Origin of the sequence: Pseudomonas sp. TMP9 (assembly GCF_037943105.1) — a bacterium.
Classification (GTDB): Bacteria; Pseudomonadota; Gammaproteobacteria; order Pseudomonadales; family Pseudomonadaceae; genus Aquipseudomonas.
Map to the genome: position 1 here is coordinate 1,317,167 of NZ_CP149803.1, position 25,604 is coordinate 1,342,770.

A 25,604-nucleotide genomic window follows, 5' to 3' on the forward strand; every position below is an offset into this window, starting at 1 on the left:
AGGGTAGTGCTACTTATAAGAATAAGGGGGAAGGTCTATGAGTGAGCCCGTTAAGCGGCGCACCCAAGCCGGTTGTGTTGTGGCTTCGTCCCGCACTTCGGCGTTCCGCCACTCGCCGATAGCCAAAGCGCTGTCGTTGTGCGGTGTGCTGTCCATGCTGATGCTTGCCAGTACTCCACTGCAAGCTGCCAGTGAAGAGGGTAATAATTTCTCGGTGATGTCTGCCAAGGCCCAACACAGCTTGCTGCTGGATGTTGCCAGTGTTGGCAAGCGTTTGGTTACCGTAGGTGATCGTGGGCACATCCTCACCTCTGACGACAATGGCGCGAGCTGGTTGCAGGCTAAGGTACCGACCAAGCAAATGCTGACGGCCGTATTCTTTGTCGATGACAGCCATGGCTGGGCGGTTGGTCATGATGCGCAGATTCTTGCCAGTACCGACGGTGGCGCTACTTGGGTCAAGCAGTTCGAGGACCTTGAGCGTGAAGAGGGTGCTCCGTTTCTTGACGTCTGGTTTAAAGATCGCAACAACGGCTATGTCGTTGGCGCCTACGGTGCTCTCTTGGAAACCACTGACGGTGGTGCCAGTTGGGCTGATATTGGCGAGCGCATGGGCAACGAGGATCTTTTCCACCTCAACGCTATCGTCGAGGTTAAAGATTCCGGCCTATTTGTCGTCGGCGAGCAGGGCGTGATGTTCCGTTCCCCGGACTGGGGGCAGACCTGGGAAACCTTGGAAGGCCCTTATGAGGGTTCGCTGTTCGGGGCATTGGGCACTGACGAAGCGGGTGCCCTGTTGGTTTACGGCCTGCGTGGCCATCTGTTCCGCTCGGCGGACTTCGGCTCAACCTGGCAGGCTATTAGCCTAAACAATGCCAACAATGACCCTCTGGAATTTGGACTGGCTGACGGCAATCGTTTGGCTGACGGTTCTATTGTGGTGGTTGGGCATGGTGGCACTGTGCTCAAGAGCACCGATAATGGCCGCACGTTCAGTGTGACCAACCGTGCCGACCGGCTATCGCTGGCCGGCGTTGCAGCAATGGAAAACGGCAATCTGATTCTGGTAGGGCAGGGTGGTGTTCACGCTGCTGCGCCTACGGGCGCCGATCTGGGCCAACAACAATAAGCCGGGAGCCTCTGCATGAGTAAGCATCAACAACAACCTGCCTCCTTTCTGGAGCGGTTGATTTTCAACAATCGCCCGGCGGTCATTCTGCTGTGCCTGTTGATCAGTGTGTTTCTGTTCTATCAGGCCGCCCAAGTGCGTCCGCAGACCAGCTTCGAGAAGATGATTCCGCTGGGTCATCCGTACATCCAAAAGATGCTTGAGCACCGCAATGATCTGGCTAACCTTGGCAACACCGTGCGTATTTCGGTGGAAGCGTTGGACGGCGATATCTTCAGCAAGGAATACATGGAGACGCTGCGTCTGATCAACGACGAAGCCTTTTATATTCCGGGTGTTGACCGTTCCGGTCTGAAGTCACTGTGGAGCCCCAGCGTGCGCTGGACCGAGGTGACCGAAGAGGGTTTTGCCGGTGGCGAGGTCATTCCGCAAACGTATGATGGTTCTGCGGAGAGTCTTGAAGAGCTGCGCAGTAACATTCTTAAGTCGGGGCAGGTTGGCCGGTTGGTCGCCAACAATTTCAAATCGAGCATTGTCGATTTGCCGTTGCTGGAGTCTTATGCCGACCCGAATGATCAAAGTAAGCAGATCCCGCTGGATTATCAGAAGTTCTCCCACGAGCTGGAAGAGAAGATTCGCGAGAAATACCAATTGCAGAACCCTAACGTCAAAATTCACATCATCGGCTTTGCTAAGAAAGTGGGTGATTTGATCGATGGTCTGTTTGGTGTGGCGATCTTCTTTGCCGTGGCAATTGCTATCACCTTTGTCCTGTTGCTGTGGTTTACCCACTGCTTCAAGAGCACCTTGGCAGTGGTTTTGGCCACGCTTATTGCGGTGGTATGGCAGCTCGGGTTGCTGCATACGTTGGGCTTTGGGCTAGATCCTTACTCAATGTTGGTACCGTTTTTGGTGTTTGCCATTGGTATTTCTCACGGTGTGCAAAAGATCAACGGTATTGCCATGGCGTCTGGCGAAGCGACCGATTCTCTGTCTGCGGCGCGTATGGCCTTCCGTCAACTGTTTATTCCGGGCTTGGTGGCACTCCTGTCGGATGCCGTGGGTTTTATTACCCTGCTGCTGATTGATATTGGTGTGATTCGTGAGTTGGCAATCGGCGCATCCATGGGTGTGGCGGTGATCATTCTGACCAACCTGATCCTGTTGCCCGTGATGATTTCTTACATCGGTATCAGTAAGAAGGCGATCAAGATCAGCCGTGAAGATGCGGTGAGAGAGCATCCGTTCTGGCGCTTTATTTCCAATTGCGCGCACCCCATGGTCGCTCCCATTTCCGTGGTGGTGGCTGTCATTGCTCTATCTGGCGGTGTCTGGTACGGGCAGAACCTGAAGATCGGTGACCTCGATCAAGGTGCACCTGAGCTGCACCCGGATTCGCGTTACAACCTGGATAACGACTTCGTCATCCGTAACTACTCCACCAGTTCCGATGTACTGGTGATCATGGTCAAGACGGCAGCTGAAGGCTGTTCGACTTACCCGACCCTGTCGGCCATGGATGAGTTGATGTGGAAGATGGAGAACACCGAAGGCGTACAGTCGGCCATTTCCATGGTTACCGTATCGCGTCAGGTGATCAAGGGCATGAACGAGGGCAACCTGAAATGGGAAACCTTGTCGCGCAATCAGGACATGCTGAACAATTCCATTGCCCGGGCCGATGGTCTGTACAACGGCGATTGCTCAGTGGCTCCGGTGCTGGTGTTCCTCACCGACCACAAGGCAGAAACACTGACACGTGTGGTTAACGTTGCTGAAGCATTTGCCAAGGAGAACAACAAGGAAGGCTTGGAGTTCATCCTCGCAGCCGGTAACGCAGGTATCGAAGCGGCCACCAACGAGGTGATTGCCGCGTCCGAAACGACCATGTTGATCGCGGTGTATGCAGCCGTAAGCATCATGTGCCTGCTGACATTCCGCTCGCTTGCAGCAACACTTTGCGTGATTTTACCGCTGGTACTGACTTCGGTGCTGGGTAACGCATTGATGGCCTACATGGGCATCGGTGTAAAGGTTGCAACACTGCCGGTAATCGCCTTGGGTGTGGGTATCGGTGTCGACTACGGCATCTATATTTATAGCCGACTCGAAACCTACCTGCGACAGGGTTTGTCGTTGCAGGACGCTTACTACGAGACGCTTAAGTCGACGGGTAAGGCAGTACTGTTTACTGGCGTTTGCTTGGCCATTGGTGTGGCGACTTGGATCTTCTCGGCAATCAAGTTCCAGGCTGATATGGGCTTAATGCTGACCTTTATGTTCCTCTGGAATATGATCGGTGCGATCTGGTTGCTGCCTGCTCTGGCACGCTTCCTGATTAACCCAGAGAAGCTGCGCAACAAGGCTTAAGCCAGAAACGCAGCAAAACTAAAAACCGCGGCCTTTAGGTCGCGGTTTTTTATTGCCAGCGTTTTGGTTAGGAGGCGGCCGCTAGATCGGTTGTAAACTCATCGGCGCTTAGCCGCAGCATCGGCGCAGCTGGGTGTACCTGCGAAGCTCAGCGCTTGGCTGGATTAGCGACTAGGTGTGTTAAAGGTCAAGCTTAGAAGGTGGTCTGAGCGGGCAGGTACAGCCCATGCGTCGTGCAAATAAAATTTTGCTCGACGCATGGGCTTTGCGGCTTACAGTTCTTTGACGGTACGCACTTGGTCTTTGTTGACTTTGGCAGGTTTACCGTCGAGTTGCTCGAACTCGTAGAAACCCGACTCTTCGTCAAAGCTTGGCTCATCAATGGTCTGGATTTCACGGCCATCATTAAGCGTGATCACCGTAGGTGATGCGCAACCTGTCAGCGCAGCCAAGCCCAAGGTAAGCAGCAGTGCTGGAATAATCCGCTGATTCATGTGTTTCTCCTTGTTTAGTAGGGTTTTACCCAGCTTGTGACGAAACTTTGCCGGGCAAGTTCCCCAGTCGATAGTGATTACCGCTGCGTCAGCAGCTCTGGCGTATTGAGGTTAGCAAAGCGCGGGTCTTTTGCTGGGTATTCCACGATCAGTGGATTGAGGCCATGCAACCAGCGTTGTGGGCTGCGCTCACCTGCTTGCCAAGCGACCTCTAAATTGGCTAATTGCGCGCGAGGGATTACGCAAAAGAGCGGCTCAATAAACCCTCCCTGACTGACCACCACTGGCTGCTCGCCGACCAATTTGAGCAGGGCCAAGAGCACTCGCATGTCGAGCAGGGGCGCATCGCACGGAAGAACCAGTAGGTATGGGTGATGTGCGGCCTGCAATCCTGCTCGTATGCCCGCCAGCGGGCCTTGAAAGCCTGCTGCGCCATCAGTCACCAAGCGATCAGCGAAAGCCTTGTAATAGTCGGCGTTACGGTTGCAGGAGATGATCAGGTCATCAGTTAACGGCCGTACCAGTTGATGTAACCAGGCAATCAGCGGGTGGCCTTGCCAGTCAAGCAAGCCTTTATCGGCGCCGCCCATGCGTTGCCCGCGACCACCCGATAACAGGAGTACGGAGCATCTGGGTAAAGGGATTGAATCGGGCATGCGCAGCCTCCCAAAGCGGGCCTGTGATATAACGGCGAGCATTATTGCCCATTACTGGAAGCCTGCCATGAACCCTAAGGCCGAGGCACATTTTGTGCCCTTGAATATTGCGGTATTGACCGTCAGTGATACCCGCAGCCTGGAAACTGATACCTCCGGCCAACTGTTTGTTGACCGCCTGCACTCTGCCGGTCATCAGCTTACCGCACGGGTATTACTTAAGGACGATCTGTACAAAATTCGCGCTCAGGTAGCCACCTGGATCGCTGAGGATCAGGTGCAAGTGGTGTTGATCACCGGAGGCACTGGCTTTACTGGACGTGACAGTACCCCCGAGGCCGTGGCCTGTTTGCTGGATAAGCAGGTCGATGGTTTCGGCGAGCTGTTCCGGCAGATTTCCATGGTCGATATTGGTACCTCCACCGTGCAATCACGTGCCTTGGCCGGTATGGCTAATGGCACGCTGGTCTGTTGCCTGCCGGGTTCGACCAATGCCTGCCGTACCGCTTGGGATGGCATCCTCGGCGAGCAACTAGATAACCGCCACCGCCCGTGCAATTTTGTTCCGCATTTAAAAGCGGTGGCTGCCTGCGAGAGCCGTGGATGAGCGGCAGTGATAAGCCAGGGTTGATGCCCGTCGAAGCGGCGTTGGCACGTTTGCTGGCGCTGGCTGAGGCCTCTGAAATTTTTGAGAGTGAACGCGTCAGCTTAAGCGCAGCCGACGGGCGAGTGCTGGCGGAGCCGCTGCTGGCCGAACTGGATCTGCCGCCTTGGGACAACAGCGCGATGGACGGTTATGCCTTGCGCCTGGCCGACTGGACGGGGGAGCCGCTGCTGATAAGCCAGCGTATTCAGGCTGGCAGTGCGCCCACTCCGTTGCAACCAGGGACGTGCGCCCGCATCTTCACTGGTGCGCCGTTACCAGCGGGTGCCGATACCGTAGAGATGCAAGAGAATGCCGTGCTCGCCGAGGACGGGCGAGTCGCATTCAGCGCGCCGCTAAGCGTGCGCCAGAACGTGCGCGCGCAAGGTCAGGAAACCCGTATTGGCGACAGCGTACTGCCTGCGGGTACACGTTTAGGGCCGATCGAGTTGGGCCTGGCAGCATCCCTCGGTGCGGCTGAATTGGTGGTGCGTCGTCGGCCACGGGTCGCGGTGCTATCTACCGGCGATGAGTTGGTCGAGCCAGGGCTGCCATTGGGCCCGGGGCAGATTTATAACAGCAATCGCCGACTGCTCATGGCCTGGCTGCAACGCTTAGGTTGTGAGGTTATTGATGGCGGCATTTTGCTTGATGACTTAGAGCTGACCCGTGCGGCGCTGGGCGCTCTGAGTGATGTTGATCTGATTCTCTCCACCGGCGGTGTATCGGTGGGCGAAGCTGATTTTCTCGGCATGGCCCTGCGTGAAGAGGGTGAGCTAGCACTGTGGAAACTGGCGATCAAACCGGGCAAACCGCTGACTTGTGGGCAGTTTCGTGGCGTGCCAGTGATCGGTTTGCCGGGTAATCCGGCCGCAACGCTGGTCACCTTCGGTTTGCTCGCGCGGCCGTATGTGTTGCGCCGTTTGGGTGTGCAGCGAATCGAGCCGCTGGGTTTCCCACTGCCGGCAGGCTTCACTTGGCATAAACCAGGCAAACGTCGTGAATACTTGCGTGCGCGGCTGGAAAACGGTCGGGTGGTGCCCTATCCAAACCAGAGTTCTGGGGTGCTGCGCAGCGCCGCTTGGGCCGATGGGCTTGCGCAGATTTTGGAAGGCACAACACTGGCTGAAGGCGACAGCCTGCGCTTTATCCCATTCAGTGAAATTCTTGGATAGACCTGCGCGGCTCGACCCAGCCTAGGTTTTGCGTTGGCTTTCGCGGAATTCGCCCGGGGTCTGTCCGGTCCAGGTTTTGAAGCTGCGATGGAAGGAGCGCGACTCGGTAAAACCCAGGTAACTGGCAATGTCCTGAATCGCCAGTTCGCTGCGTAGCAGGTAGTGCTCAGCCAGCTCTTGGCGCAGCTCATCGAGAATCAGCTGGTAGCTGGTGCCGGCTAATTGCAGGTGACGCTGCAGGGTGCGCACGGTCATGTTGAATTTCTCCGCCACGCGTTCCTTGCGCGGCAAGCCATCCTTGAGCAGCAGGCGCAGGGCATTCTTCACCCGTTGCGGCAGCGGCTCGTTACCGTCCAGCCCGGCCATCAATGTTAGAGCGTGTTCTTCCAAGGTGCGCAACAGGTTGGCATCCGCTTGGCGCAGCGGCACCGCGAGGTATTGCAGCGGCACGATCAAGGCATTGCAGCTTTGCTCAAAGCGAATCGGGCAGCCAAAAATTGTTTGGTAGTGCGCAAGTTCTGCGCCGGCGGGCTGAGCATGCTCGAACCAGACTTCATCGGGTGAGCGCTGCATATCGGCGATCCAGCGGGCATACAGCAGCCAGGAGGCCAATACGTTTTCCACCATATGCCGGCGGATTGGTTCGGCTTGGTGGCGACAACTCCAGATCAGTTTGACGTGATCGCTGCCTACTTCAACCCGGCTGACGCCCATGTCGCCCACCAGTTTTTCGTAAGGCACGATACGACTCATGGCTTCGCCCAGCGTGGCGCAATTCATGGTGATGTAGCCCAGCACACTCCACGACCCAGGCTGCACAAACTGTGCGCAACGCAAGCCAAACAGCGGGTCGTCAGATACCTTGAGCAGGTGCGCGAGCAGGCGCTCGTGGGTCTCGCTGGGGATACGTTTGCCGTTGTCGGTCAAATCCTCGGCACTGATACCGGCCGCTGTGAGCGCCTGATCGATGTCCAGACCTAACTGCTCGGCATGACGCAGGTACTTGAGCAGGGCGGGGACTGAGGTGTAGCCGAGGTTTTCCATGAGTTTTCTTATTCTGAGTGTCTTGATTGGCGATAACGCCTGGCTTGATTAGACAGTGACGCGCTTGCGCGGCCCGCTAGTATAGGCAGCCATAGAGAGTGACTGAAATATTCGGGAGAAACAGATGCGTCGTTGGAATGGCTGGGGTGATGAGGCAACAGTGGTGGAACTGCCGGCGCATGGCGAGGCTTTTCTCGCAAGCTTAGTCGGGCCCGGCCAAGTTCTGGCGGACGCCAGCCTGCAGCAGGTGGTGGCTCAAGTGCCGGCTTCGCGCCTGCAGGCTCATCCGCTGATCAGCTTGGATGCTGAAGACCGCGTGCGTCATGCCCGTGGCCAGAGCCTGCCAGATTGGCTGGCCATGCGCTCTGGCGATTTTGGCGTGTTCCCCGACGGGGTCGCCTACCCGGAAAGCGCCGGGCAAATTACCGAGCTGTTGGCATGGGCCAGCCAGCAGGATTTGATCCTAATTCCCTATGGCGGCGGCACTTCGGTGGCCGGGCATATCAACCCGCAAGCGGGTGGCAAGCCGGTGCTGACCCTGTCGCTGGAGCGCATGATTAAGCTGGTTGAGATCGACCACGCCAGCCTGGTCGCTACTTTTGAGCCCGGCGCTAATGGCCCGCAAGTGGAAAGCCAGCTGCGCGCCCAAGGCTATACCCTCGGTCATTTCCCGCAATCTTGGGAGCTATCAACGCTGGGCGGTTGGGTGGCGAGCCGCTCCAGCGGTCAGCAGTCGCTGCGTTATGGGCGCATTGAGCAGCTGTTCGCCGGCGGCAAGGTCGAAACCTTTGCTGGCACCCTAGAAATCCCGACTTTCCCAGCGTCTGCCGCCGGTCCTGATTTGCGTGAAATCCTGATGGGCTCGGAAGGGCGTTTCGGCATCATTTCCGAAGTCAAAGTACGTATCACCCGTTTGGCCGAGCAGGAAAGCTTCTACGCGGTGTTTCTGCCTAACTGGCAGCAGGCGTTGGCGGCGATTCGCAGCCTGGCCCAGGCGCGGGTGCCGCTGTCGATGTTGCGCCTGTCGAATGCTATTGAAACTAAAACCCAGCTGGCGTTAGCCGGCCATCCGCAGCAAATCGCTTGGCTGGAAAGGTACCTGACCTTGCGCGGTGCGCGCGAGGGTAAGTGCATGCTGACCTTCGGCGTCACCGGCAGCCGCACGCAGAACGCGGCTTCGCTGAAGCAGGCGAAGAAGCTGCTGAAGAGTTTTGGCGGCATCTTTACCGGCACCGTGCTCGGTAAAAAGTGGGCAGAGAACCGCTTCCGCTTCCCGTATCTGCGCCATGGTCTGTGGGCCGCCGGCTACGCGGTGGATACCCTGGAAACCGCCACCGATTGGAGCAATGTTGACAGCCTGCTAAACAAACTCGAAAGCAGCCTGCGCAACGGCTTGAGCGAGGAGGGCGAGCAGGTGCATGTGTTTACTCACCTGTCGCATGTCTACAACGAAGGCTCAAGCATTTACACCACTTATGTATTCCGCCCCGGCAGCAACTATGCCGAGGCCTTGGCGCGCTGGCAGAAACTCAAACATGCCGCCTGCCTGACCATCGCCGAGAACCGCGGCACCATCAGCCATCAGCACGGCGTCGGCCGCGATCATGCGGCCTATTTGCCAGTTGAGAAGGGTGAGCTGGGCATGGCGGCGCTTAAAGCCTTGGCCGGGCATTTTGACCCTGAGCAGCGTTTGGCTCCCGGCGTGTTGCTGCAGGATTGATGATGACTCAATGGAACGCCGCTTGGCGTGAACACGCACTGCCAGAATTAGCCGCGCGCGATTGGGATTTGATCGTGGTCGGTGGCGGCATCAGCGGTGCTGGGATTTTGCGCGAAGCGGCGCGGCGTGGCTGGAAATGCCTGCTGCTGGAGCAACGCGATTTCGCCTGGGGCACCTCCAGTCGCTCATCGAAGATGGTGCACGGCGGGCTGCGTTATATCGCCAAGGGCCAGTTTGGCCTGACCCGTGACTCGGTGCGTGAGCGCGAGCGCCTTCTGCAAGAAGCGCCGGGGCTGGTCGACCCCTTGAGTTTTATCATGGCGCATTACCAAGGCAGCTTTCCCGGCCCGCGAGTCTTTGGTGGCTTGCTGGCGGTGTATGACGCCTTGGCCGGCAAGCGCAACCATCTGTACTACCCGCTGCAGCAACTGCGTTACCTCGCGCCTGGATTGAAAGAAGACGGGCTGCAAGGCGGTACGCAGTTTTATGACGCGCTAACGGATGACGCGCGCTTAGTGCAGAGAGTGCTGGGTGAGGCCCGAGCCGAGGGCGGCGAAGCGGTCAATGGCATGCGCGTGGTCGAGTTGCTGCGTGAGAATGGTCGGGTGACGGGCCTGCTCGCTGAAGACGCGGAAACCGGCCAGCGGCATGGCTTCACGACTCGCGCCGTGGCTCAAGCTACAGGCGCCTGGGCTGATCAGCTGCGCCAGAAAACCGGGCTGGAGCATATTCGTCCACTGCGCGGCAGCCACCTGCTGCTGCCGGCTTGGCGTTTGCCGGTGGCGCATGCCTTCAGCTTTATGCATGCCGACGACAAGCGCCCGGTGTTTGTCTTCCCTTGGGAAGGCGCGACGGTGATTGGTACCACTGATCTTGATCATCCGGCGCCGCTGAACGAAGAGGCGCGTATCAGTATTGATGAAGTCGATTACCTGCTGGACGCCTGTGCGCAGCAGTTTCCTGCGGCCGAAATTGGCGCTGCCGATGTGCTGTCGACCTGGGCTGGCGTGCGCCCGGTGGTCAGCGACGGTGCCGCGGGGCGTAAGCCATCGGATGAAAAGCGCGAGCATGCGCTGTGGGTCGAGCCGGGTTGTGTGACCTTGGCCGGCGGAAAGCTGACCACCTTCCGTTTGCTCGCACTGGAGGTGCTGCAAGCCTGCGCGCCAATGGTTGGGCAAGCAGTAGATGATCAGGGCGCGGCGACTTTCGCACCTGTGCCCCGCCAACCCATGCCGATGCTCAGCCCCGCTCAGCAAAAACGCCTGAGCGGTCGTTATGGTCGGGCGCTACCGCAGTTGCTCGCGCTGGTTGAGCAGCTTGGCGCTGAGCAGGTTGCAGGTACAGACACGCTCTGGGCCGAATTGGCCTGGGCAGCCGAGCAAGAGTTGGTGTTGCACTTGGATGATTTGCTGCTGCGTCGCACTCGCCTTGGCCTGCTGCTGGCTAAAGGGGGCGCTGCCGAACTGCCACGCATTCGCGCGCTGTGCCAGGCGCGTCTGAGCTGGGATGACGCGCGCTGGCAGCAGGAAGAACAGGATTATCTAACGTTGTGGCAGCGCAGCTACAGCCTGCCTGCATCGAAATGATGGGTATCGCCTTGCTCAACCCATCCTGCAAAGCCCGCGCTCGACCGTAGGGTGGGTTGAGCGCAGCGATACCCATCAGCACTAAATAAGAAGGATTGCGTCTTGAGCGACAAAAGCTACTTGCTAGCCATCGATAACGGTACCCAAAGCATTCGGGCGTTGCTGTTCGATCTTCAGGGCAACCTACTCGCCAAAGGCAAGGTCGAGCTTGAGGCCTATTACTCCAAACAACCCGGCTGGGCTGAGCAAGACCCTGAGTATTACTGGGCCAGCCTGGGTCAAGCCTGCGCGCAGTTGTGGCAGCAGATCGACATCGACCGCAGCTTAATCAAGGGCGTGTCGCTGACCACCCAGCGCGGCACGGTAATCAATGTTGACGAGCAGGGGCAGCCCTTGCGCCCGGCCATGCTGTGGCTGGATCAACGCCAAGCTGAGGTTCGCGGGCCGATCAAAGGGCCATGGGGCTGGCTGTTCAAACTACTCCGGCTGCAAGACACGGTGGATCATTTTCGCGCCCAGGCCGAGGTCAATTGGGTGGCGCAAAACCAGCCGGAAATCTGGGCCAATACCCACAAAGTATTGCTGCTTTCAGGCTTTCTTACCCATCGCCTGTGCGGGCGCTTTGTCGATTCGTTGACCAGTTGCGTGGCCTACCTGCCGTTCGACTACAAGCGTCTGCAATGGGCCAAACCCGGCGACTGGAAATGGCAGGCTATACCTGTACGCCGAGAGCAGTTGCCGCAATTATGCAAGCCGGGCGAGCTGCTCGGTCATATCAGTGCCATGGCCAGCCAACACACCGGGATTCCTCAGGGCTTGCCACTCATCGCAGCCGGTGCGGATAAGGCCTGCGAGGTACTCGGTGCGGGCGGCGTAGAACCGTCCACCGCATGCCTGTCCTACGGCACCACCGCAACGATCAACACCACGCGCAGTCGCTATCTGGAAACCGTGCCCCTAATACCGCCTTACCCCTCGGCGATTCCCGATCACTTCAACACCGAGGTGATGATTTACCGAGGTTTTTGGATGGTCAGCTGGTTCAAAAAAGAGTTTGGCCTGCGCGAAATGCAACGGGCTAAAGAGCTGGATGTTGAGCCAGAGGTGCTGTTTGATGAGCTGGTCAACAGTGTACCGGCCGGCTCCATGGGGCTGATGCTGCAACCTTACTGGTCGCCGGGGATCCGTGAGCCGGGCCTGGAGGCTAAGGGTTCGATCATCGGCTTTGGTGATGTGCACACCCGCGCGCACATCTACCGGGCGATTCTTGAAGGCTTGGCTTACGCCCTGCGCCAAGGCAAGGAGAAGATCGAGAAACGCTCTGGCACGCCAATCACTCGGCTGCGTGTGTCCGGCGGTGGCTCGCAGAGCGATGCGGCGATGCAGCTCACTGCTGATATCTTTGGCCTGCCTGCCGAGCGCCCGCACCTTTATGAAACCAGCGGCTTAGGCGCGGCGATCAACTGTGCGGTCGGGCTGGGGCTGTACCCGGATTACCCGACGGCCATCGCCGCGATGACCCGTGTCGGCCGTGTGTTTGTGCCCAATCCAGAGGCGCAGCGCGTGTATCAGCAACTGTACACTCAGGTTTATCAGCGCATGTACAAACAGCTCAAACCCTTGTATCAGAGCATTCGCAAAATTACCGGTTACCCTGCCTAGGCCGGACTATGTAATAGAACCCCTGTCAATTGTTCGGCAGGCAGCACCCAGCGAGGTGATTTAACTGCCTTCGCTGGCGCCTGCCCGTATCACCTCTACTCTGGCAGACGGCCATTACCCTGCCGGCTAGGCTGCAGTAGCCGTAGTTTGCGGCTGCTAATCAATGCGCTGCCCTCATCCCTCTTTTTGGTTGCTGCATTTATTGGCTACTTTGCCCAGTAGGCAACCAAGCAGCTGCGGTTGTGGTCTGTATTTTTCACCTATTTGATTCATCTGGCCTTGGAGGCGGGGATGACTGCAATCCAACAACGTAAAGCGCTGCTGATCCTGCACGGCAAGCAAGCCCTCAATGCTGAGGTGCGCACTGCTGTGGAGGCGCGGCGCAAAGAGGGCTGGCAACTGGATGTCCGCCTAACGTGGGAGGCGGGTGATGCGCGGCGTTTGGTCAGCGAAGCGTTATACGCAGGTTACCCAACGCTGATCGCCGGCGGGGGAGATGGCACTCTGCGAGATGTGGCTGAAGCCATGGCATTGGCCAAGACCGGTGCAAGCTTGGCACTGTTGCCACTGGGCACCGCCAATGATTTCGCCTGCGCCGCCGGTGTGCCGCTTGAGCCCTTGGCGGCACTGGCCCTGCTCGATACGCCGGCGCAGCCGATTGATCTGGGCGAAGTCGACGGTCAGTTGTTCCTCAATATGGCCACCGGTGGTTTTGGCTGCAACGTCACGGCCAACACCCCAGAAGAACTCAAGCGCACCCTTGGCGGTGCAGCTTATTTTTTGACAGGCTTGACTCGCTTTGCCGAGGTGCAGTCCTCGTTCGGTCGTTTTACCGGGCCGGATTTTCAGTGGGAAGGTGATTTTCTCGCCCTTGGCATAGGCAACGGTCGCCAGGCCGGCGGCGGGCATGTGCTGTGTCCGCGCGCGCGGGTCAACGATGGTCTGCTCGATGTGTTTATTGTTCCGGCGGCGGCGGATGTGGTCGGCACGCTGGGCACGCTATTATCTGGCAGTATCAATGGCTTACACAGCGTGGCCCTAAGTGCACAACTGGCGTGGCTGGAAGTTGATGCCCCGGGATGCCTTGATTTCAATCTGGACGGTGAGCCGATGGCCAGCAACCGGCTGCGATTTACCGCTCTGCCCGCAGCGTTATCTTTACATCTACCAGAAAATTCGCCATTGCTGGTCGGTTAAGCCAGGCCGGCCGAGTTTCTCAGCTTATTTGCTAGAGGTAACCCGACGCCATCGATCTTCAGATACGTGGTCGATGGCCGATACACCTAATTAAGGCTATTTGAGCTAGGCTAAACCAACAAGTGAACAGGAGCGCATGATGGCCGGTATTCTCGACTCAGTGAACCAACGTACCCAGCTGGTGGGCGAGAACCGCCTGGAAATTCTGATGTTCCGCCTAGCCGGCCGGCAGTTGTTTGCGATCAACGTGTTTAAAGTGCAAGAAGTCCTGCAGATGCCCAAGCTGACCCTGATGCCGCAGCGCCATCGGTTCGTCTGCGGCGTCGTTAACTTGCGTGGGCAGACCCTGCCGGTGATTGATCTGTCTCAGGCCATTGGCATGCGCCCAATCGTGCCGGATGAACGCAGCACCATCATCGTCACGGAGTACAACCGCTCAGTACAGGCATTCTTGGTTGGTGGTGTTGAGCGCATCCTCAATCTCAATTGGGAGTCCATTCTGCCGCCACCAGGTGGGGCAGGGCGTCAGCATTACCTGACGGCGATTACCAAGGTTGATGATCAAATTGTCGAAGTTATTGATGTGGAAAAAGTGTTGTCGGAAATTACCCCGATGAGCACCAAAGTATCCCCAGAAAAACTAGCCGATCCAATACTTGGCTTTGCTCGTGGCCGCGAAGTGTTGCTGGTAGATGACTCAACCGTGGCCATGAACCAGCTTAAAGGCACCATGGCGCAACTGGATATCCGTTGCCACGCCGCCAGCGATGGTTTGCGTGCACTTAATCTGCTGAAAAGTTGGGCGGATGAGGGCATTGATGTACACGAAAAACTGTTGATGGTGATTACCGATGCGGAAATGCCGGAAATGGACGGTTACCGCCTGACCACGGAAATCCGCAGTGACCCGCGGCTAAAAGATTTGTACGTGGTGCTGCACACCTCACTGTCCGGTAGCTTCAACGAGGCCATGGTAAAGAAGGTTGGCTGCAATATTTTCCTTTCCAAATTCCAGCCAGACAAGCTGGTGGACACGGTGTGCGAACGTTTAGCGCTTCTGCATCCGTCCGAGTAAGCCTAGCGCGTGCGCCAGGCTTACGAGTGTGATGCTGTTACTCGCTCAGACGTTGGCGCAGTTGCTCAATGCGCTCACGGTTAACGTCGAAATCCGCATAACCCAGACGCGACGCTGAGCGCACCTCAACGGCTGTTGCGCCGATCATAAATTCCACATCATCGACAAAGCGCATCAGCTTGCTGCTGTATTCCGCGCGCAGGTAACCTGGCGCCTCCTCGACCACTCGCGCCTGCGGCTGATCGCTGAGTAAGGCTTTTAAGCGGGCCTGGGTTTGCTCAGGAGTGCCCTGTAACGCTAGCGCCTCGATAGCATGTTGGGCATCGTTGGCTTGGCTGTTTACGCAGTTGGGTGAGTCCGGGCAGGCGGCCAAACGACCCTCTTGGATGCCTAGGTTATCCGGAGGGCTGCCGCTGCAAGCGCTGAGCAACAGGGCCAGCGGCAGAGCTAGCATAGGTTGGTAAAAGCGGCGGGTTGCTCGTATCTGTATTTTTTGCCAAAGGAAAGCTGGGATCATGTTGCATCTCTCCGGGTTGTACCGTTATTCATTAAAATCAGCGGCGGGCGAGGTCTTGCACGAAACGCCAGTGGACGGTTTGGGCGTGCAGGGTGACCGCCGCTGGATGGTAGTCGATACACAAACTGGGCGCTTCCTTACTCAGCGGTTACTGCCGCAACTGACCCAGTTGCAGGCGCGCTGGCTGGGCCATGCACACCTTCTGCTCAGTGCGCTAGGTAAGCCTGATGTGCGGGTAGCAGTGCCCGATGAGCATGCGCTGCTGCGCGCAGTGACAATCTGGAAGGACAGCCTGCACGTACCTGATGCCGGCGAAGAGGTGGCGCTGTGGCTAAGCCAATGGCTCGGCCGCGACTGCCGTTTGGTCTACATGCCACCGCTGCGTGCGCGGCAGGCCGATAAAGCCTATGCCGAGGTTGGCGACAAAGTGGCGTTTGCTGACGGTTTTCCTTTGTTGCTAATTGGCCAAGCGTCGCTGGATGACCTGTCGGTGCGGGTTGGTAGGCCGTTGCCGATGCTGCGGTTCCGGCCCAACCTGGTGATCAGTGGCAGCCAGCCTTATGCCGAGGACAGCTGGAAGCGTATTCGCATTGGTGCGCTGGAGTTTCGCGTGGTCAAGGGCTGTTCGCGCTGCATCATGACCACGCTTGACCCACAAACGGGTGAGCGCAGCGCAGATCGTGAGCCGCTGACGACCCTGAAAACTTACCGCGAGCGTAATGGCGAGGTGTTTTTCGGGCAAAACCTGATCGCCTACGGTGAAGGCGATTTGCGCTTGGATATGCCGGTGCAGGTGTTGGAATAGGCTGAGCCTGCACGCTCAACCGCTGTGGAGGAACATTCAGGCTCGGTGTTTACTGATCGAAGTAACGTTCGTGCCAGGCTACCAAGGGTTGCGGTGCGTTGAGTTTATCGCCATAGATCACTGAATACGTCAGGACGTTCTGCACGTACTGACGAGTTTCATCAAACGGAATGTTCTCGATCCAAACGTCATAAGAAAGGTGATCAGCGCCGCGCAACCACTGGCGTACGCGGCCTGGCCCGGCGTTATAGGCTGCGGAGGCAAGGACGCGGTTGCCATTAAACTGGCCATAAATCTGGCTCAGGTAAGCGGCCCCCAGTTGGATATTAATGTCCGGTCGATACGCCAGTTGCGGCGATGCCAGAGGAATGCCAAAGCGTTTAGCGGTTTCTTTGGCCGTGGCCGGCATCAGTTGCATAAGGCCCATGGCCCCGACATGCGACTTGGCGTCAGCCATAAAGCCGCTTTCCTGGCGGGTAACGGCGAACACCCAGCTGGAATGAATGTCGCGGTTCTTGGCTTCGCGCACCAACTGTTCGCGGTGCGCCATGGGGAAGCGCACGTCCAAGTCATCCCAGTACTGAGCCTGGCTGATGGTGCGGATAGCCGGGAAGTACCAGCCCATTTCGTAAGCTAGGCGGGCTTGGGCGACCATTTCATCGCGGCTGAACAGGCGCGTGACGTTGTACCACTCACGTCGTCCATCGGCGATCTGGCCGCGGGCGTGGAACTCCAAGGCGCGGCGAATGGCTGCCGAATTACGCACTTTTTGGATGGTTTGCGGGCTCAAGGCCAGCGGCTTGTTCTTCAGTTGGTAAGGCGCCTGCACTTGATCGGCCGCCATAAAGCCATAGAAATCACGTTCTTTAGCCAGCGTCGCATAAAGCGCTTTAGGTGCTTGGCTGTTGGGTTGCGCTAATTGCAGGCTGCGCGCCTGCCAGTAACGCCAGCGATTGGTGTTGGCCAGTTCAGCTGGCATCCGACGCGTCAGTTGGTGGGCTTCTTCCCAGCGACCTAAGCGCAGCAGCAGGCGCGCGCGCCATTCGCTGACGGTGTTGTCACGCAGTTCGGGGTCGTACTTGGCCATGACTGGCAGCGCGCGAGCGTCAAAACGCTTGGCCAGCGTTAGGCCAATTTCGCGGGCGATAGCGACCTGTTCTTCGCTGGAAAATTTCATCCGCTGGGCATAGCTGTCGAGCAGCGTTAGCGCGCTTTCCGGGTCTTGACGGGCCAGCCGCCGCAGGCCGAGACCGACCACGTCAGCCATTGCCGGGTCGGTCTGGGTGAAGCGGCTGGTTTGTTTTAATAACTCAGGTTTTTGCGCCACCTGCAGCAGCAGGTTGCCGTGGTTGCCCAAGGTCGGCATTGTTTTGATCAGGTGAGTGACCAGGCCATAATTGCGTGCCTCAGCGGCCAGTTTGGCGCGCTGCCAGCGTTTCTGTTCAGTGAGTTGACCTTCGGTGGCCCAGCGCTCGAACAGCGGATCGCAAGCATTAGGCTGCGACTTACCCACCAACCAGAGTTTTTCAGCAGTGGCGTTGCCCTCGGCGCGCATGCCATGGCTCATTTGGTATTGGCCATAGAGGCAGTCGAGCTCGGTGAAATTCAGCGCGGGATCGTAATAGTTAATAAAGGTTTGCCATTCGCCCCGCTCAGCCAACCAGCGCAACCAGCGCAGCTTCATCCAGCTGATCTGCGGCAAGTCACCGTGTTCGGCAAGGAATTTCTCTATTTCATCGTTACTGGCCCATTTCAGTCGGGCGGTCAGCTCGTCGTAGGCCAAGTGAGGTTCCAGCGGGTAATCGCGCAGGGCGCTGGCATAGCGCTCGTAAGGTCCTTTGTCGCCCTTTGCTAGCCCAGCTTTAGCTTGATCGTAATACAGGCGTTGCTGCGCCAACGTGGCGGCCTGCGCCGCAGAGAGCCCCAGTGCAGAGATCAATAGGCAGGACAACAGGCTAAAAAGAGGACCGCGCATGACACTTCCAGGCAAATAAGTCGTATGGCGCTAGCTTAGTCGTTTGCCTATGGGCGGTGAAGGTTCAATGCGTTGCAGGGAGTAATTACCGGTACGGATCCGCGCTTAAATCCTGATCGCCCAGCCTAGAGCGCCTGCGCTCAAGGTGTTGCGTGATGCGGGCAGGATTTAGCTTGTAGGTGGCTGAAATTGCCTGCTCGGCTTGCGCGCTTCTCGGTTAGAATGCGCGCCCTGTTTTGCGGGTGCCTCGGGCAACTGCAGATGATTTTTTCGGTGTTACAGGTTGCCGCTGTGCGTTTAAAGCAACCTAACCCGTTGCTCAGCCACGGTTTCACTGATTTTCACCCGTTGTTTTTTGTTGAGGCGCGCCATGACCCTGCTCAAGTTCACCGATATTTCCCTGGCCTACGGCGCAATGCCGCTGTTGGACAAGGTGTCTTGGCAGATTGCCCGTGGCGAGCGGGTGTGCATCATCGGCCGTAACGGTACGGGCAAGTCGAGCATGATGAAGCTGGTCAAGGGCGATCAGAAAGCGGATGACGGTGCTGTTTGGCGGGCGCCGGGCTTGAAGATTGGTGAGCTGCCGCAAGAGCTTCCGCTGGCGGACGATCGCACCGTGTTTGACGTGGTTGCTCAAGGCTTAGACGGTGTCGGTGAGCTCCTCGCGCAATACCACCACTTGGCGCAAAACTGCGTCACTGAAGATGACCTTAATAAACTGATGCACGTGCAGCAAGATCTCGAAGCCCGTGACGGCTGGCGCTTGCAGCAACTGGTCGACAGCACCCTCAGCCGTTTACAGCTGCCGGCTGATAAAACCTTGGCTGAGCTGTCGGGCGGCTGGCGTCGCCGTGTGCTGCTGGCGCAGGCGCTGGTGTCAGAGCCGGATCTGTTGCTGCTCGATGAGCCGACTAACCACTTGGATATCGGCGCGATAGCTTGGCTGGAAGAAGCATTAACCGACTTTCAGGGCGCGGTGCTGTTTATCACTCACGACCGTTCTTTCTTACAGAACCTGGCCACGCGCATCCTCGAGCTGGATCGCGGCGGCCTGATCGACTGGAATGGCGACTACGCCAGCTTCTTGGTGCACAAAGAGGCCACGCTGGCTGCCGAAGAAACGGCCAACGCGCTATTCGATAAGCGCCTGGCTCAAGAAGAAGTGTGGATTCGTCAGGGCATCAAAGCCCGCCGCACCCGTAACGAAGGCCGCGTGCGCGCCCTGAAAGCCTTGCGCGTGGAGCGCAGTGAGCGCCGTGAGCGCACGGGTAAAGCCAATATTTTGCTGGACACTGCGGATAAATCGGGCAAGCAGGTGATGGTGCTGGAAAATGTCAGCTTTGCGCATCCAGGTGGGCCGTTCCTGATCAAGGACTTCTCCATGGTGCTGCAGCGCGGCGACCGCATTGGTCTGCTCGGTGCAAACGGTACGGGTAAAACCACCTTGCTCAAGTTGATGCTGGGCGGCTTGCAGCCTACCAACGGCACCGTTGCCGAAGGTACACGTATCGATGTGGCTTATTTTGACCAGTTGCGCCACCAGCTTGATTTGGAAAAGACCGTGATCGACAACGTCGCCGAAGGCCGCGACTTTATTGAGATCGACGGGCAAAACCGCCACGTGCTCAGCTATTTGGGTGACTTCCTGTTTAGCCCGCAGCGCGCTCGCACGCCAGTCAAGGCGCTTTCAGGGGGTGAGCGTGCGCGTCTCTTGCTGGCCAAGCTGTTCAGCAAGCCGGCTAACTTGTTGGTGCTGGATGAGCCGACCAACGACCTCGACGTGGAAACCTTGGAATTGCTTGAGGAGGTTCTGCTGACCTTCCCTGGCACTGTGCTGATGGTCAGCCACGACCGGGCCTTCCTTGATAACGTGGTCACCAGCACATTGGTCTTTGAAGGCGAAGGCAAGGTGTGTGAGTACGTTGGCGGCTATCAAGATTGGTTGCGTCAGGGTGGTTCGCCGCGCTTGCTCGGTGTAGGTGAAAGCAAAGCCGGCAAGGCTGAGCTAGCCTCTGCAGTGGTTCCGGCGCCAGTGGTAGCGGAGCCTGTTGAGGCTGCGGCCAGTAAGAAAAAGCTCAGTTATAAGTTGCAGCGTGAGCTGGAAGCTATTCCAGGGCAGATCGATGCGTTAGAAACCCAAGCGGCCAGCCTGCAAGCGCAGATTGGTTCGCCAAGTTTCTACCAGCAGCCCGCGGAAAAAACCGCTGAAGTGCTGGCGCAGTTGCAGGTTGTGCAACAGCAGCTGGAGCAGCTGATTGAGCGCTGGGCTGAATTAGAAGGCTAAACCTAATACGCGTAAACGTTGCACTAACAATTAGCCTGACGGCTGCACAGTTTTTGATGCTTTTGGCGGAGACAGTCATGGCTATCGAGTACCGCATCACTCTCGACGACGATCACCAGTTTAGCTACCGAATTGAACTGGATCGAGCGTATGAGGCAGACGCTGCGCAAAGTGCGCCGGCGTGGACGCGCCTTGAGTATCAACAGTGCAGTAATTGCCCGCTGAGCAAAGACAACTTCACCCACTGTCCGGCAGCTGTCGATTTGCACCGGGTCATTGAGGATTTCCAAGGTCTGCCTGCGTTCAAGAAAGTGGCCGTCTGGGTGCGTACCCCGGAGCGTGAGTACAACAAGCAGGTTGGCTTGGAAGAAGGACTGCGCGCTTTACTCGGGGTGATTATGGCGACCAGTGCTTGCCCGGTGCTGGGTAAGCTCAAGCCCATGGCGCAGCATCATCTGCCGTTTGCTAATAGCCAAGAATTCATATTGCGCACGGTGTCGCTTTACCTCACTCAGCAGTATTTCAACTTGCGTGAAGGCCATGCGGCTGACTGGGAGTTAAAGGGGTTAGTGCAGATGTTCCAACAATTGCAGCTGGTCAATCAGGCGTTTTGGCAGCGCATTCATGCCACGTGTGAGGGCGATTCTAACCTCAAGGCGTTTCTGACCTTCTTCTCCATGGCATCGAGCATGACCTACTCGTTGGAGACCCAACTGCAGAAGATCCGCCCGTTGGTCATGGGTTCGCGCGATGGCCACGAATAACGCACGCGTGCCTGCATTGCGTTATTCGCTGGCATAAAGCTAATCAGCTTTTTTCAGTCGCACGGCCAGCACATCGCTGGGCGCGCCATGCAATACATCGTTAGCGGTTGAGCCGAACAACAGAGCAAGGCCATGGCGGCCATGGCTGCCGACGATGATTAGGTCGCACTGCTGTTCTTCTGTAAGACGATGAATTTCTTGGCGCGGCTGACCGTAGGCCAAGTGGCAGCGATCGGCGCTAAGCTCAGGGTATTTAGCGGAGAATTTGTCCAATCGCTCGCGGGCTTGATCGAATTGCTGCTGTTGCAGCATCGATAAGTCCATCGGTACGTCGCCGCCAAAAGCCATAGCCATGGGCTCAACGACATGCACCACCGATAATTTAGCGCCACTACTTGTAGCCAGTGTCTGCGCGCGGTGCATCACCGGGTCGCATTCCTCAGTAAGATCGACAGCGACCAGAATGTGCTGGTAAGGCATGGTTGGCTCCTTGCGGGGTGGGGATGCTTTAAGTATGGCCTTCTTAAGTGCACATGACAGGCTTTTGCCTGCGAGAAAATGACATGAATTTCTGGTTAATCTTTTTTCTTGTGGCCGTAGCGTTAAGCCCGCTGTCCTGGCTGGCTCCGTCGCGCCGACAGCAACGGCAGATGGATGTGCGCTTGCATGCTCGGCGCCTGGGTGTGGCCATGCAGCTGTCACCCCAAGAATGGCCGTATTGGCTGCCGCTGGAGCCGCCATACTCGTGCCCGCAATATTATTGTGCTCGCCAGCCAGGGCAGGTGGATAGCTGGTGCTACTGGCAGTTAGAACCGGGCCAATGGGTGAATAAATGGCGCGAACCTTGTGCTGACCACGCTTTATTACTGCAGCTGCAGACTCTGCCAGCGGATGCGTTCAAGGTCGAGGCAACTGAGCAGATGCTATCTATGTGTTGGGGTGAGCGCGGTGCCAGTGCGGCGCTGGAGAAAATTGTCGATTTTCTGCAGGCCAGAGCCTGAATACAAAAGCCCAGCGCCGGCACTGGGCTTGATTGCGCTGATGGTGGTTAAAGGCTTGTGGCTGCGTACTGAGCGGAAATTTGCTCAATGCCCTGGATGATTGTGTTGGAATACTTATTGACCAAGAAGGGCACGCTATTTTCGTTGTAGTTAATCAACGAGTTTTCGATGTAACGCCATTTGGTGGCGACCCCAGCCCATGATTGCTTGAGTTGTGGGGTGTTTTGCGGGTCTTTTTCCAAGGCGCTCATCTTGCTGGCGAATTCGCTGACCAGCTCTTCCATCGGTCTTGCCTCGCCACCGCCCATAAAAGTGGCGCCCACTGAAGCGCTGCGTGACGCGTAATCCACGGCGATTCCCTGCATCAGCAAGCTCTGCTCGCGGCTGCGCTGGGTCATTGCCGGGACGCTGTAACTGCCTTCTTGTTGGATTTTGCTGTACAGCTCTTGGCTTAAGACCAGCAGTTGCTGGTTGCGTGCGGCCAGATCAGCCACTGGTTGTAAGTCGGTATAGCCTTGGCTTTTCAGTGCGCTGACCAAATTGTTTAGGTCGATTTGATAACCTTTCCACTGCTGATCCAGTTGCGAGCGCAAGGCTTTCGCGCCTTCACCCGGCATCTCTGTCAGCGCAGCCAGATGAATATTCACCTCAGTCAGCGACTCACTGATCATTCGTGAATAGCGCTGGTCGCCTTCCATGCCGTTAAACATGTAAAAGTCGCCCAAGGTTTTTTGCGCAGCGAGGCGAAGCTGGTGCAGTTTTAACAGGCTAACTGCGGCGTCTGCTGCGTAGGTTGTAGCGCTGAATAGGGGGAGGGTGAAGGCCAGTAGGGTACTAAAAACGATGGCAAGCATACGGCTCGACATGGACTAACTCCGTGTGCCCTTGAATGGGCTCTAATTGTTTTTTTTAGGGTTACGGACGGTCTGAAACAGTCGTATGAAACGACTGTACCTGTAGCTAAATCATTTTGCTAGGCTCGTGGCTGTACACGTGTTTATGGTCTGAGATGGCAGATTTTCGCTGTATCGCTGCATATGTCAGCTTGTTCGCAGCAGAGTAAACAGAGCTGTGAGGTGAGTTCGAACGTAATTTTTTGTACAGCATGACGAGCATTACTGGCTAATTGACAAGCCGAGGCTTTTCCTTGAAGGTGTGCGCACCCAAATCAAACGGGCGTATGAATTGAGCGATTGCCACAAGGCATCGCCTTCACAGCCCGATTATCGCGTCGGTGGGTGTGCCAGGCTAATTGGGGCTATTCTGAATCGGCTATGCCGTGGAGTAGCTTGCTGGTTGGCTCCGATGTGTACGTTCAGCTTCCATACCGTGGAGATCAGTTGATGATTTACGAAGGTAAAGCCATCACGGTTAAGGCTCTTGAGAGCGGCATCGTCGAATTGAAATTCGACCTCAAGGGTGAATCCGTCAACAAGTTCAACCGTCTTACCCTCAATGAACTGCGTCAATCTGTCGATGCGATCAAGGCCGATGGTTCGATCAAAGGCGTGATTGTCACCAGTGGCAAAGACGTATTTATCGTCGGTGCAGACATCACTGAGTTCGTCGATAACTTTAAGTTGTCCGACGAAGAACTCGTGGCTGGTAATCTTGAAGCCAACAAAATCTTTAGTGATTTTGAAGACCTTAATGTTCCAACCGTTGCCGCGATCAATGGCATCGCCTTGGGCGGTGGTTTTGAAATGTGCTTAGCCGCGGATTACCGCGTAATGGCTGACGGCGCCAAAGTTGGCTTGCCAGAAGTCAAGCTGGGCATCTACCCAGGCTTTGGCGGTACTGTGCGTCTGCCGCGTGTTATCGGTACTGATAACGCCATTGAGTGGATCGCCGGCGGTAAAGAGAACAAAGCAGCTGATGCCCTGAAAATGGGTGCAGTTGATGCTGTGGTTTCTGCTGACAAGCTGCACGCCGCTGCGCTTGACCTGATCAAGCGCGCCATTTCTGGCGAGTTAGACTTCAAGGCCAAGCGCCAGCCTAAGCTGGAGAAGCTTAAGCTCAACGCGATGGAACAGATGATGTGCTTTGAAACCGCTAAAGGTTTTGTTGCAGGTCAGGCTGGTCCGAACTACCCGGCGCCTGTTGAAGCTATCAAGACCATCCAGAAAGCGGCCAACATGGGGCGCGAGAAGGCACTGGAAATTGAAGCGGCTGGCTTCGTCAAGTTGGCTAAAACGCAAGTGGCTGCCAGCTTGATCGGCCTGTTCCTGAATGACCAGGATCTGAAGAAGAAATCTAAGCAGTACGACGACATCGCTAAAGACGTGAAACTGGCTGCCGTGCTCGGCGCTGGCATCATGGGCGGTGGCATCGCTTACCAGTCTGCCTCCAAAGGCACCCCAATCCTGATGAAGGATATCCGTGAAGAGGGTATCCAGATGGGCTTGGCTGAAGCGTCCAAGCTGTTAGGCGGTCTTGTTGCGAAAGGTCGTATGACCCCAGCGAAGATGGCTGAAGCGCTGACGGCCATTCGCCCGACTATGTCGTACGGCGATTTTGGCGCAGTTGATATTGTTGTTGAAGCTGTCGTTGAGAACCCTAAGGTTAAGCAGATCGTGCTGGCTGAAGTGGAAGGCATGGTGCGCGAAGACGCAATCCTGGCTTCTAACACCTCGACTATTTCCATCAACTTGCTGGCTAAGGCCCTCAAGCGTCCGGAAAACTTCGTCGGCATGCACTTTTTTAACCCTGTGCACATGATGCCGCTGGTTGAAGTCATCCGTGGTGAGAAGTCCAGCGAAGTGGCTGTCGCCACTACTGTGGCTTACGCCAAGAAGATGGGTAAGACCCCGGTTGTGGTTAACGATTGCCCAGGCTTCCTGGTCAACCGCGTACTGTTCCCGTACTTCGGTGGTTTCTCCAAGTTGCTTGAGCTGGGCGTTGACTTCGTCCGTATCGACAAAGTAATGGAGAAGTTTGGTTGGCCAATGGGCCCAGCCTACCTGTCTGATGTTGTTGGCATCGACACTGGCCATCATGGCCGTGACGTCATGGCAGAAGGCTTCCCGGACCGTATGGCCGTTGAAGGTCGCACGGCCGTCGACGTGATGTACGACGCTGATCGTCTGGGTCAGAAAAATGGCAAAGGTTTCTATGCCTATGAAACAGACAAGCGCGGCAAGCCGAAGAAAGTCATCGACCCAGTTGCTTATGAGTTGCTGAAATCCATCGTCAGCGAGCAGCGTGAAGTGACTGATGAAGACATCGTAAATTTCATGATGATCCCGCTGTGCATGGAAACTGTTCGTTGCTTGGAAGATGGCATCGTTGATACCGCTGCTGAGGCCGATATGGGTCTTATCTACGGCATTGGCTTCCCGCCCTTCCGCGGTGGTGCACTGCGTTACATCGATACCGTCGGTGTGGCCGAGTTCGTTGCCCTAGCCGACAAATATGCCGAGCTGGGCGCGCTGTACACCCCGACTGCCAAGCTTCGCGAAATGGCTGCTAACGGCCAGAAGTTTTTCGGTTAATCGCGGACAGACTAGA

Annotated in this window: 21 protein-coding genes; 14 read left to right on the forward strand and 7 right to left on the reverse strand. The window is 56.9% G+C overall.

Annotated features, from left to right (window positions below; all coding sequences use genetic code 11):
* Window positions 1–37 precede the first annotated feature (37 nt).
* Window positions 38–1,129: a YCF48-related protein gene (locus WF513_RS06240; protein WP_339082459.1), complete on the forward strand. Its 1,092-nt coding sequence runs from the start codon at window positions 38–40 to the stop codon at window positions 1,127–1,129.
* Window positions 1,130–1,144: 15 nt separating this feature from the next.
* The gene (locus WF513_RS06245; RefSeq protein ID WP_339082461.1) at window positions 1,145–3,499 is read left to right on the forward strand and encodes an RND family transporter; all 2,355 of its coding nucleotides are present in this window, start codon (window positions 1,145–1,147) and stop codon (window positions 3,497–3,499) included.
* Window positions 3,500–3,771: 272 nt separating this feature from the next.
* Here WF513_RS06245 and WF513_RS06250 read toward each other — a convergent pair whose 3' ends face one another.
* Window positions 3,772–3,993, reverse strand: coding sequence for a YgdI/YgdR family lipoprotein (locus WF513_RS06250; RefSeq protein WP_339082463.1), 222 nt, complete (start codon window positions 3,991–3,993; stop codon window positions 3,772–3,774).
* A gap of 77 nt (window positions 3,994–4,070) precedes the next feature.
* The gene (gene mobA, locus WF513_RS06255) at window positions 4,071–4,649 is read right to left on the reverse strand and encodes a molybdenum cofactor guanylyltransferase MobA (RefSeq protein WP_339082464.1); all 579 of its coding nucleotides are present in this window, start codon (window positions 4,647–4,649) and stop codon (window positions 4,071–4,073) included.
* A gap of 67 nt (window positions 4,650–4,716) precedes the next feature.
* Between mobA and moaB the strand changes: the two genes are divergently transcribed.
* Complete coding sequence (gene moaB / locus WF513_RS06260; protein ID WP_339082466.1) at window positions 4,717–5,256, forward strand: molybdenum cofactor biosynthesis protein B; 540 nt, start codon at window positions 4,717–4,719, stop codon at window positions 5,254–5,256.
* Window positions 5,253–6,467: a gephyrin-like molybdotransferase Glp gene (gene glp, locus WF513_RS06265; protein ID WP_339082468.1), complete on the forward strand. Its 1,215-nt coding sequence runs from the start codon at window positions 5,253–5,255 to the stop codon at window positions 6,465–6,467. The genes moaB and glp overlap by 4 nt, the downstream gene beginning before the upstream one ends.
* A gap of 21 nt (window positions 6,468–6,488) precedes the next feature.
* On the opposite strand, the gene WF513_RS06270 is transcribed toward glp, so the two are convergent.
* Window positions 6,489–7,511, reverse strand: coding sequence for an AraC family transcriptional regulator (locus WF513_RS06270; protein ID WP_339082470.1), 1,023 nt, complete (start codon window positions 7,509–7,511; stop codon window positions 6,489–6,491).
* A 124-nt stretch (window positions 7,512–7,635) separates the two neighbouring features.
* Between WF513_RS06270 and WF513_RS06275 the strand changes: the two genes are divergently transcribed.
* The 5 genes from WF513_RS06275 to WF513_RS06295 all read left to right on the forward strand — a co-directional run bounded on the left by WF513_RS06275 (window position 7,636) and on the right by WF513_RS06295 (window position 14,751).
* Window positions 7,636–9,231: an FAD-binding oxidoreductase gene (locus WF513_RS06275; protein WP_339082472.1), complete on the forward strand. Its 1,596-nt coding sequence runs from the start codon at window positions 7,636–7,638 to the stop codon at window positions 9,229–9,231.
* Window positions 9,232–9,233: 2 nt separating this feature from the next.
* Window positions 9,234–10,817 carry a glycerol-3-phosphate dehydrogenase/oxidase gene (locus WF513_RS06280; protein ID WP_339082474.1) on the forward strand — a complete coding sequence of 528 codons (1,584 nt, stop codon included), beginning with the start codon at window positions 9,234–9,236 and terminating at the stop codon, window positions 10,815–10,817.
* A gap of 102 nt (window positions 10,818–10,919) precedes the next feature.
* On the forward strand, window positions 10,920–12,479 hold the full coding sequence (locus WF513_RS06285; protein ID WP_339082476.1) for an FGGY-family carbohydrate kinase: 1,560 nt from the start codon (window positions 10,920–10,922) through the stop codon (window positions 12,477–12,479).
* 300 nt (window positions 12,480–12,779) lie between these two features.
* Window positions 12,780–13,676: a lipid kinase YegS gene (gene yegS, locus WF513_RS06290; RefSeq protein ID WP_339083443.1), complete on the forward strand. Its 897-nt coding sequence runs from the start codon at window positions 12,780–12,782 to the stop codon at window positions 13,674–13,676.
* A 139-nt stretch (window positions 13,677–13,815) separates the two neighbouring features.
* On the forward strand, window positions 13,816–14,751 hold the full coding sequence (locus WF513_RS06295; RefSeq protein ID WP_339082478.1) for a chemotaxis protein CheV: 936 nt from the start codon (window positions 13,816–13,818) through the stop codon (window positions 14,749–14,751).
* A 37-nt stretch (window positions 14,752–14,788) separates the two neighbouring features.
* On the opposite strand, the gene WF513_RS06300 is transcribed toward WF513_RS06295, so the two are convergent.
* The gene (locus WF513_RS06300; RefSeq protein ID WP_339082480.1) at window positions 14,789–15,268 is read right to left on the reverse strand and encodes a DUF1499 domain-containing protein; all 480 of its coding nucleotides are present in this window, start codon (window positions 15,266–15,268) and stop codon (window positions 14,789–14,791) included.
* Here WF513_RS06300 and WF513_RS06305 point away from each other — a divergent pair.
* Window positions 15,267–16,073: an MOSC domain-containing protein gene (locus WF513_RS06305; protein WP_339082482.1), complete on the forward strand. Its 807-nt coding sequence runs from the start codon at window positions 15,267–15,269 to the stop codon at window positions 16,071–16,073. The two genes, WF513_RS06300 and WF513_RS06305, sit on opposite strands and share 2 nt — an antisense overlap.
* A 49-nt stretch (window positions 16,074–16,122) precedes the next feature.
* Here WF513_RS06305 and WF513_RS06310 read toward each other — a convergent pair whose 3' ends face one another.
* Window positions 16,123–18,048, reverse strand: coding sequence for a transglycosylase SLT domain-containing protein (locus WF513_RS06310; RefSeq protein WP_339082484.1), 1,926 nt, complete (start codon window positions 18,046–18,048; stop codon window positions 16,123–16,125).
* Window positions 18,049–18,418: 370 nt separating this feature from the next.
* Between WF513_RS06310 and WF513_RS06315 the strand changes: the two genes are divergently transcribed.
* A complete protein-coding gene (locus WF513_RS06315; RefSeq protein WP_339082486.1) occupies window positions 18,419–20,332 on the forward strand; it encodes an ATP-binding cassette domain-containing protein in 1,914 nt (637 codons plus the stop codon).
* Window positions 20,333–20,409: 77 nt separating this feature from the next.
* On the forward strand, window positions 20,410–21,096 hold the full coding sequence (locus tag WF513_RS06320) for a hypothetical protein (protein ID WP_339082488.1): 687 nt from the start codon (window positions 20,410–20,412) through the stop codon (window positions 21,094–21,096).
* Between the two features lie 39 nt (window positions 21,097–21,135).
* Here the strand turns inward: WF513_RS06320 and WF513_RS06325 are convergent, their stop codons facing one another.
* The gene (locus tag WF513_RS06325) at window positions 21,136–21,576 is read right to left on the reverse strand and encodes a universal stress protein (protein ID WP_339082490.1); all 441 of its coding nucleotides are present in this window, start codon (window positions 21,574–21,576) and stop codon (window positions 21,136–21,138) included.
* Window positions 21,577–21,659: 83 nt separating this feature from the next.
* Here WF513_RS06325 and WF513_RS06330 point away from each other — a divergent pair, with 83 nt between their 5' ends.
* Entirely contained in the window at window positions 21,660–22,097 is a 438-nt protein-coding gene (locus tag WF513_RS06330; RefSeq protein WP_339082492.1) for a hypothetical protein, read from the forward strand.
* Between the two features lie 47 nt (window positions 22,098–22,144).
* Here the strand turns inward: WF513_RS06330 and WF513_RS06335 are convergent, their stop codons facing one another.
* Window positions 22,145–22,963, reverse strand: coding sequence for a hypothetical protein (locus WF513_RS06335; RefSeq protein WP_339082494.1), 819 nt, complete (start codon window positions 22,961–22,963; stop codon window positions 22,145–22,147).
* A gap of 477 nt (window positions 22,964–23,440) precedes the next feature.
* On the opposite strand from WF513_RS06335, the gene fadB reads away from it, so the two are divergent.
* Window positions 23,441–25,588, forward strand: coding sequence for a fatty acid oxidation complex subunit alpha FadB (gene fadB, locus WF513_RS06340; protein ID WP_339082496.1), 2,148 nt, complete (start codon window positions 23,441–23,443; stop codon window positions 25,586–25,588).
* The last annotated feature ends 16 nt before the right edge of the window (window positions 25,589–25,604 follow it).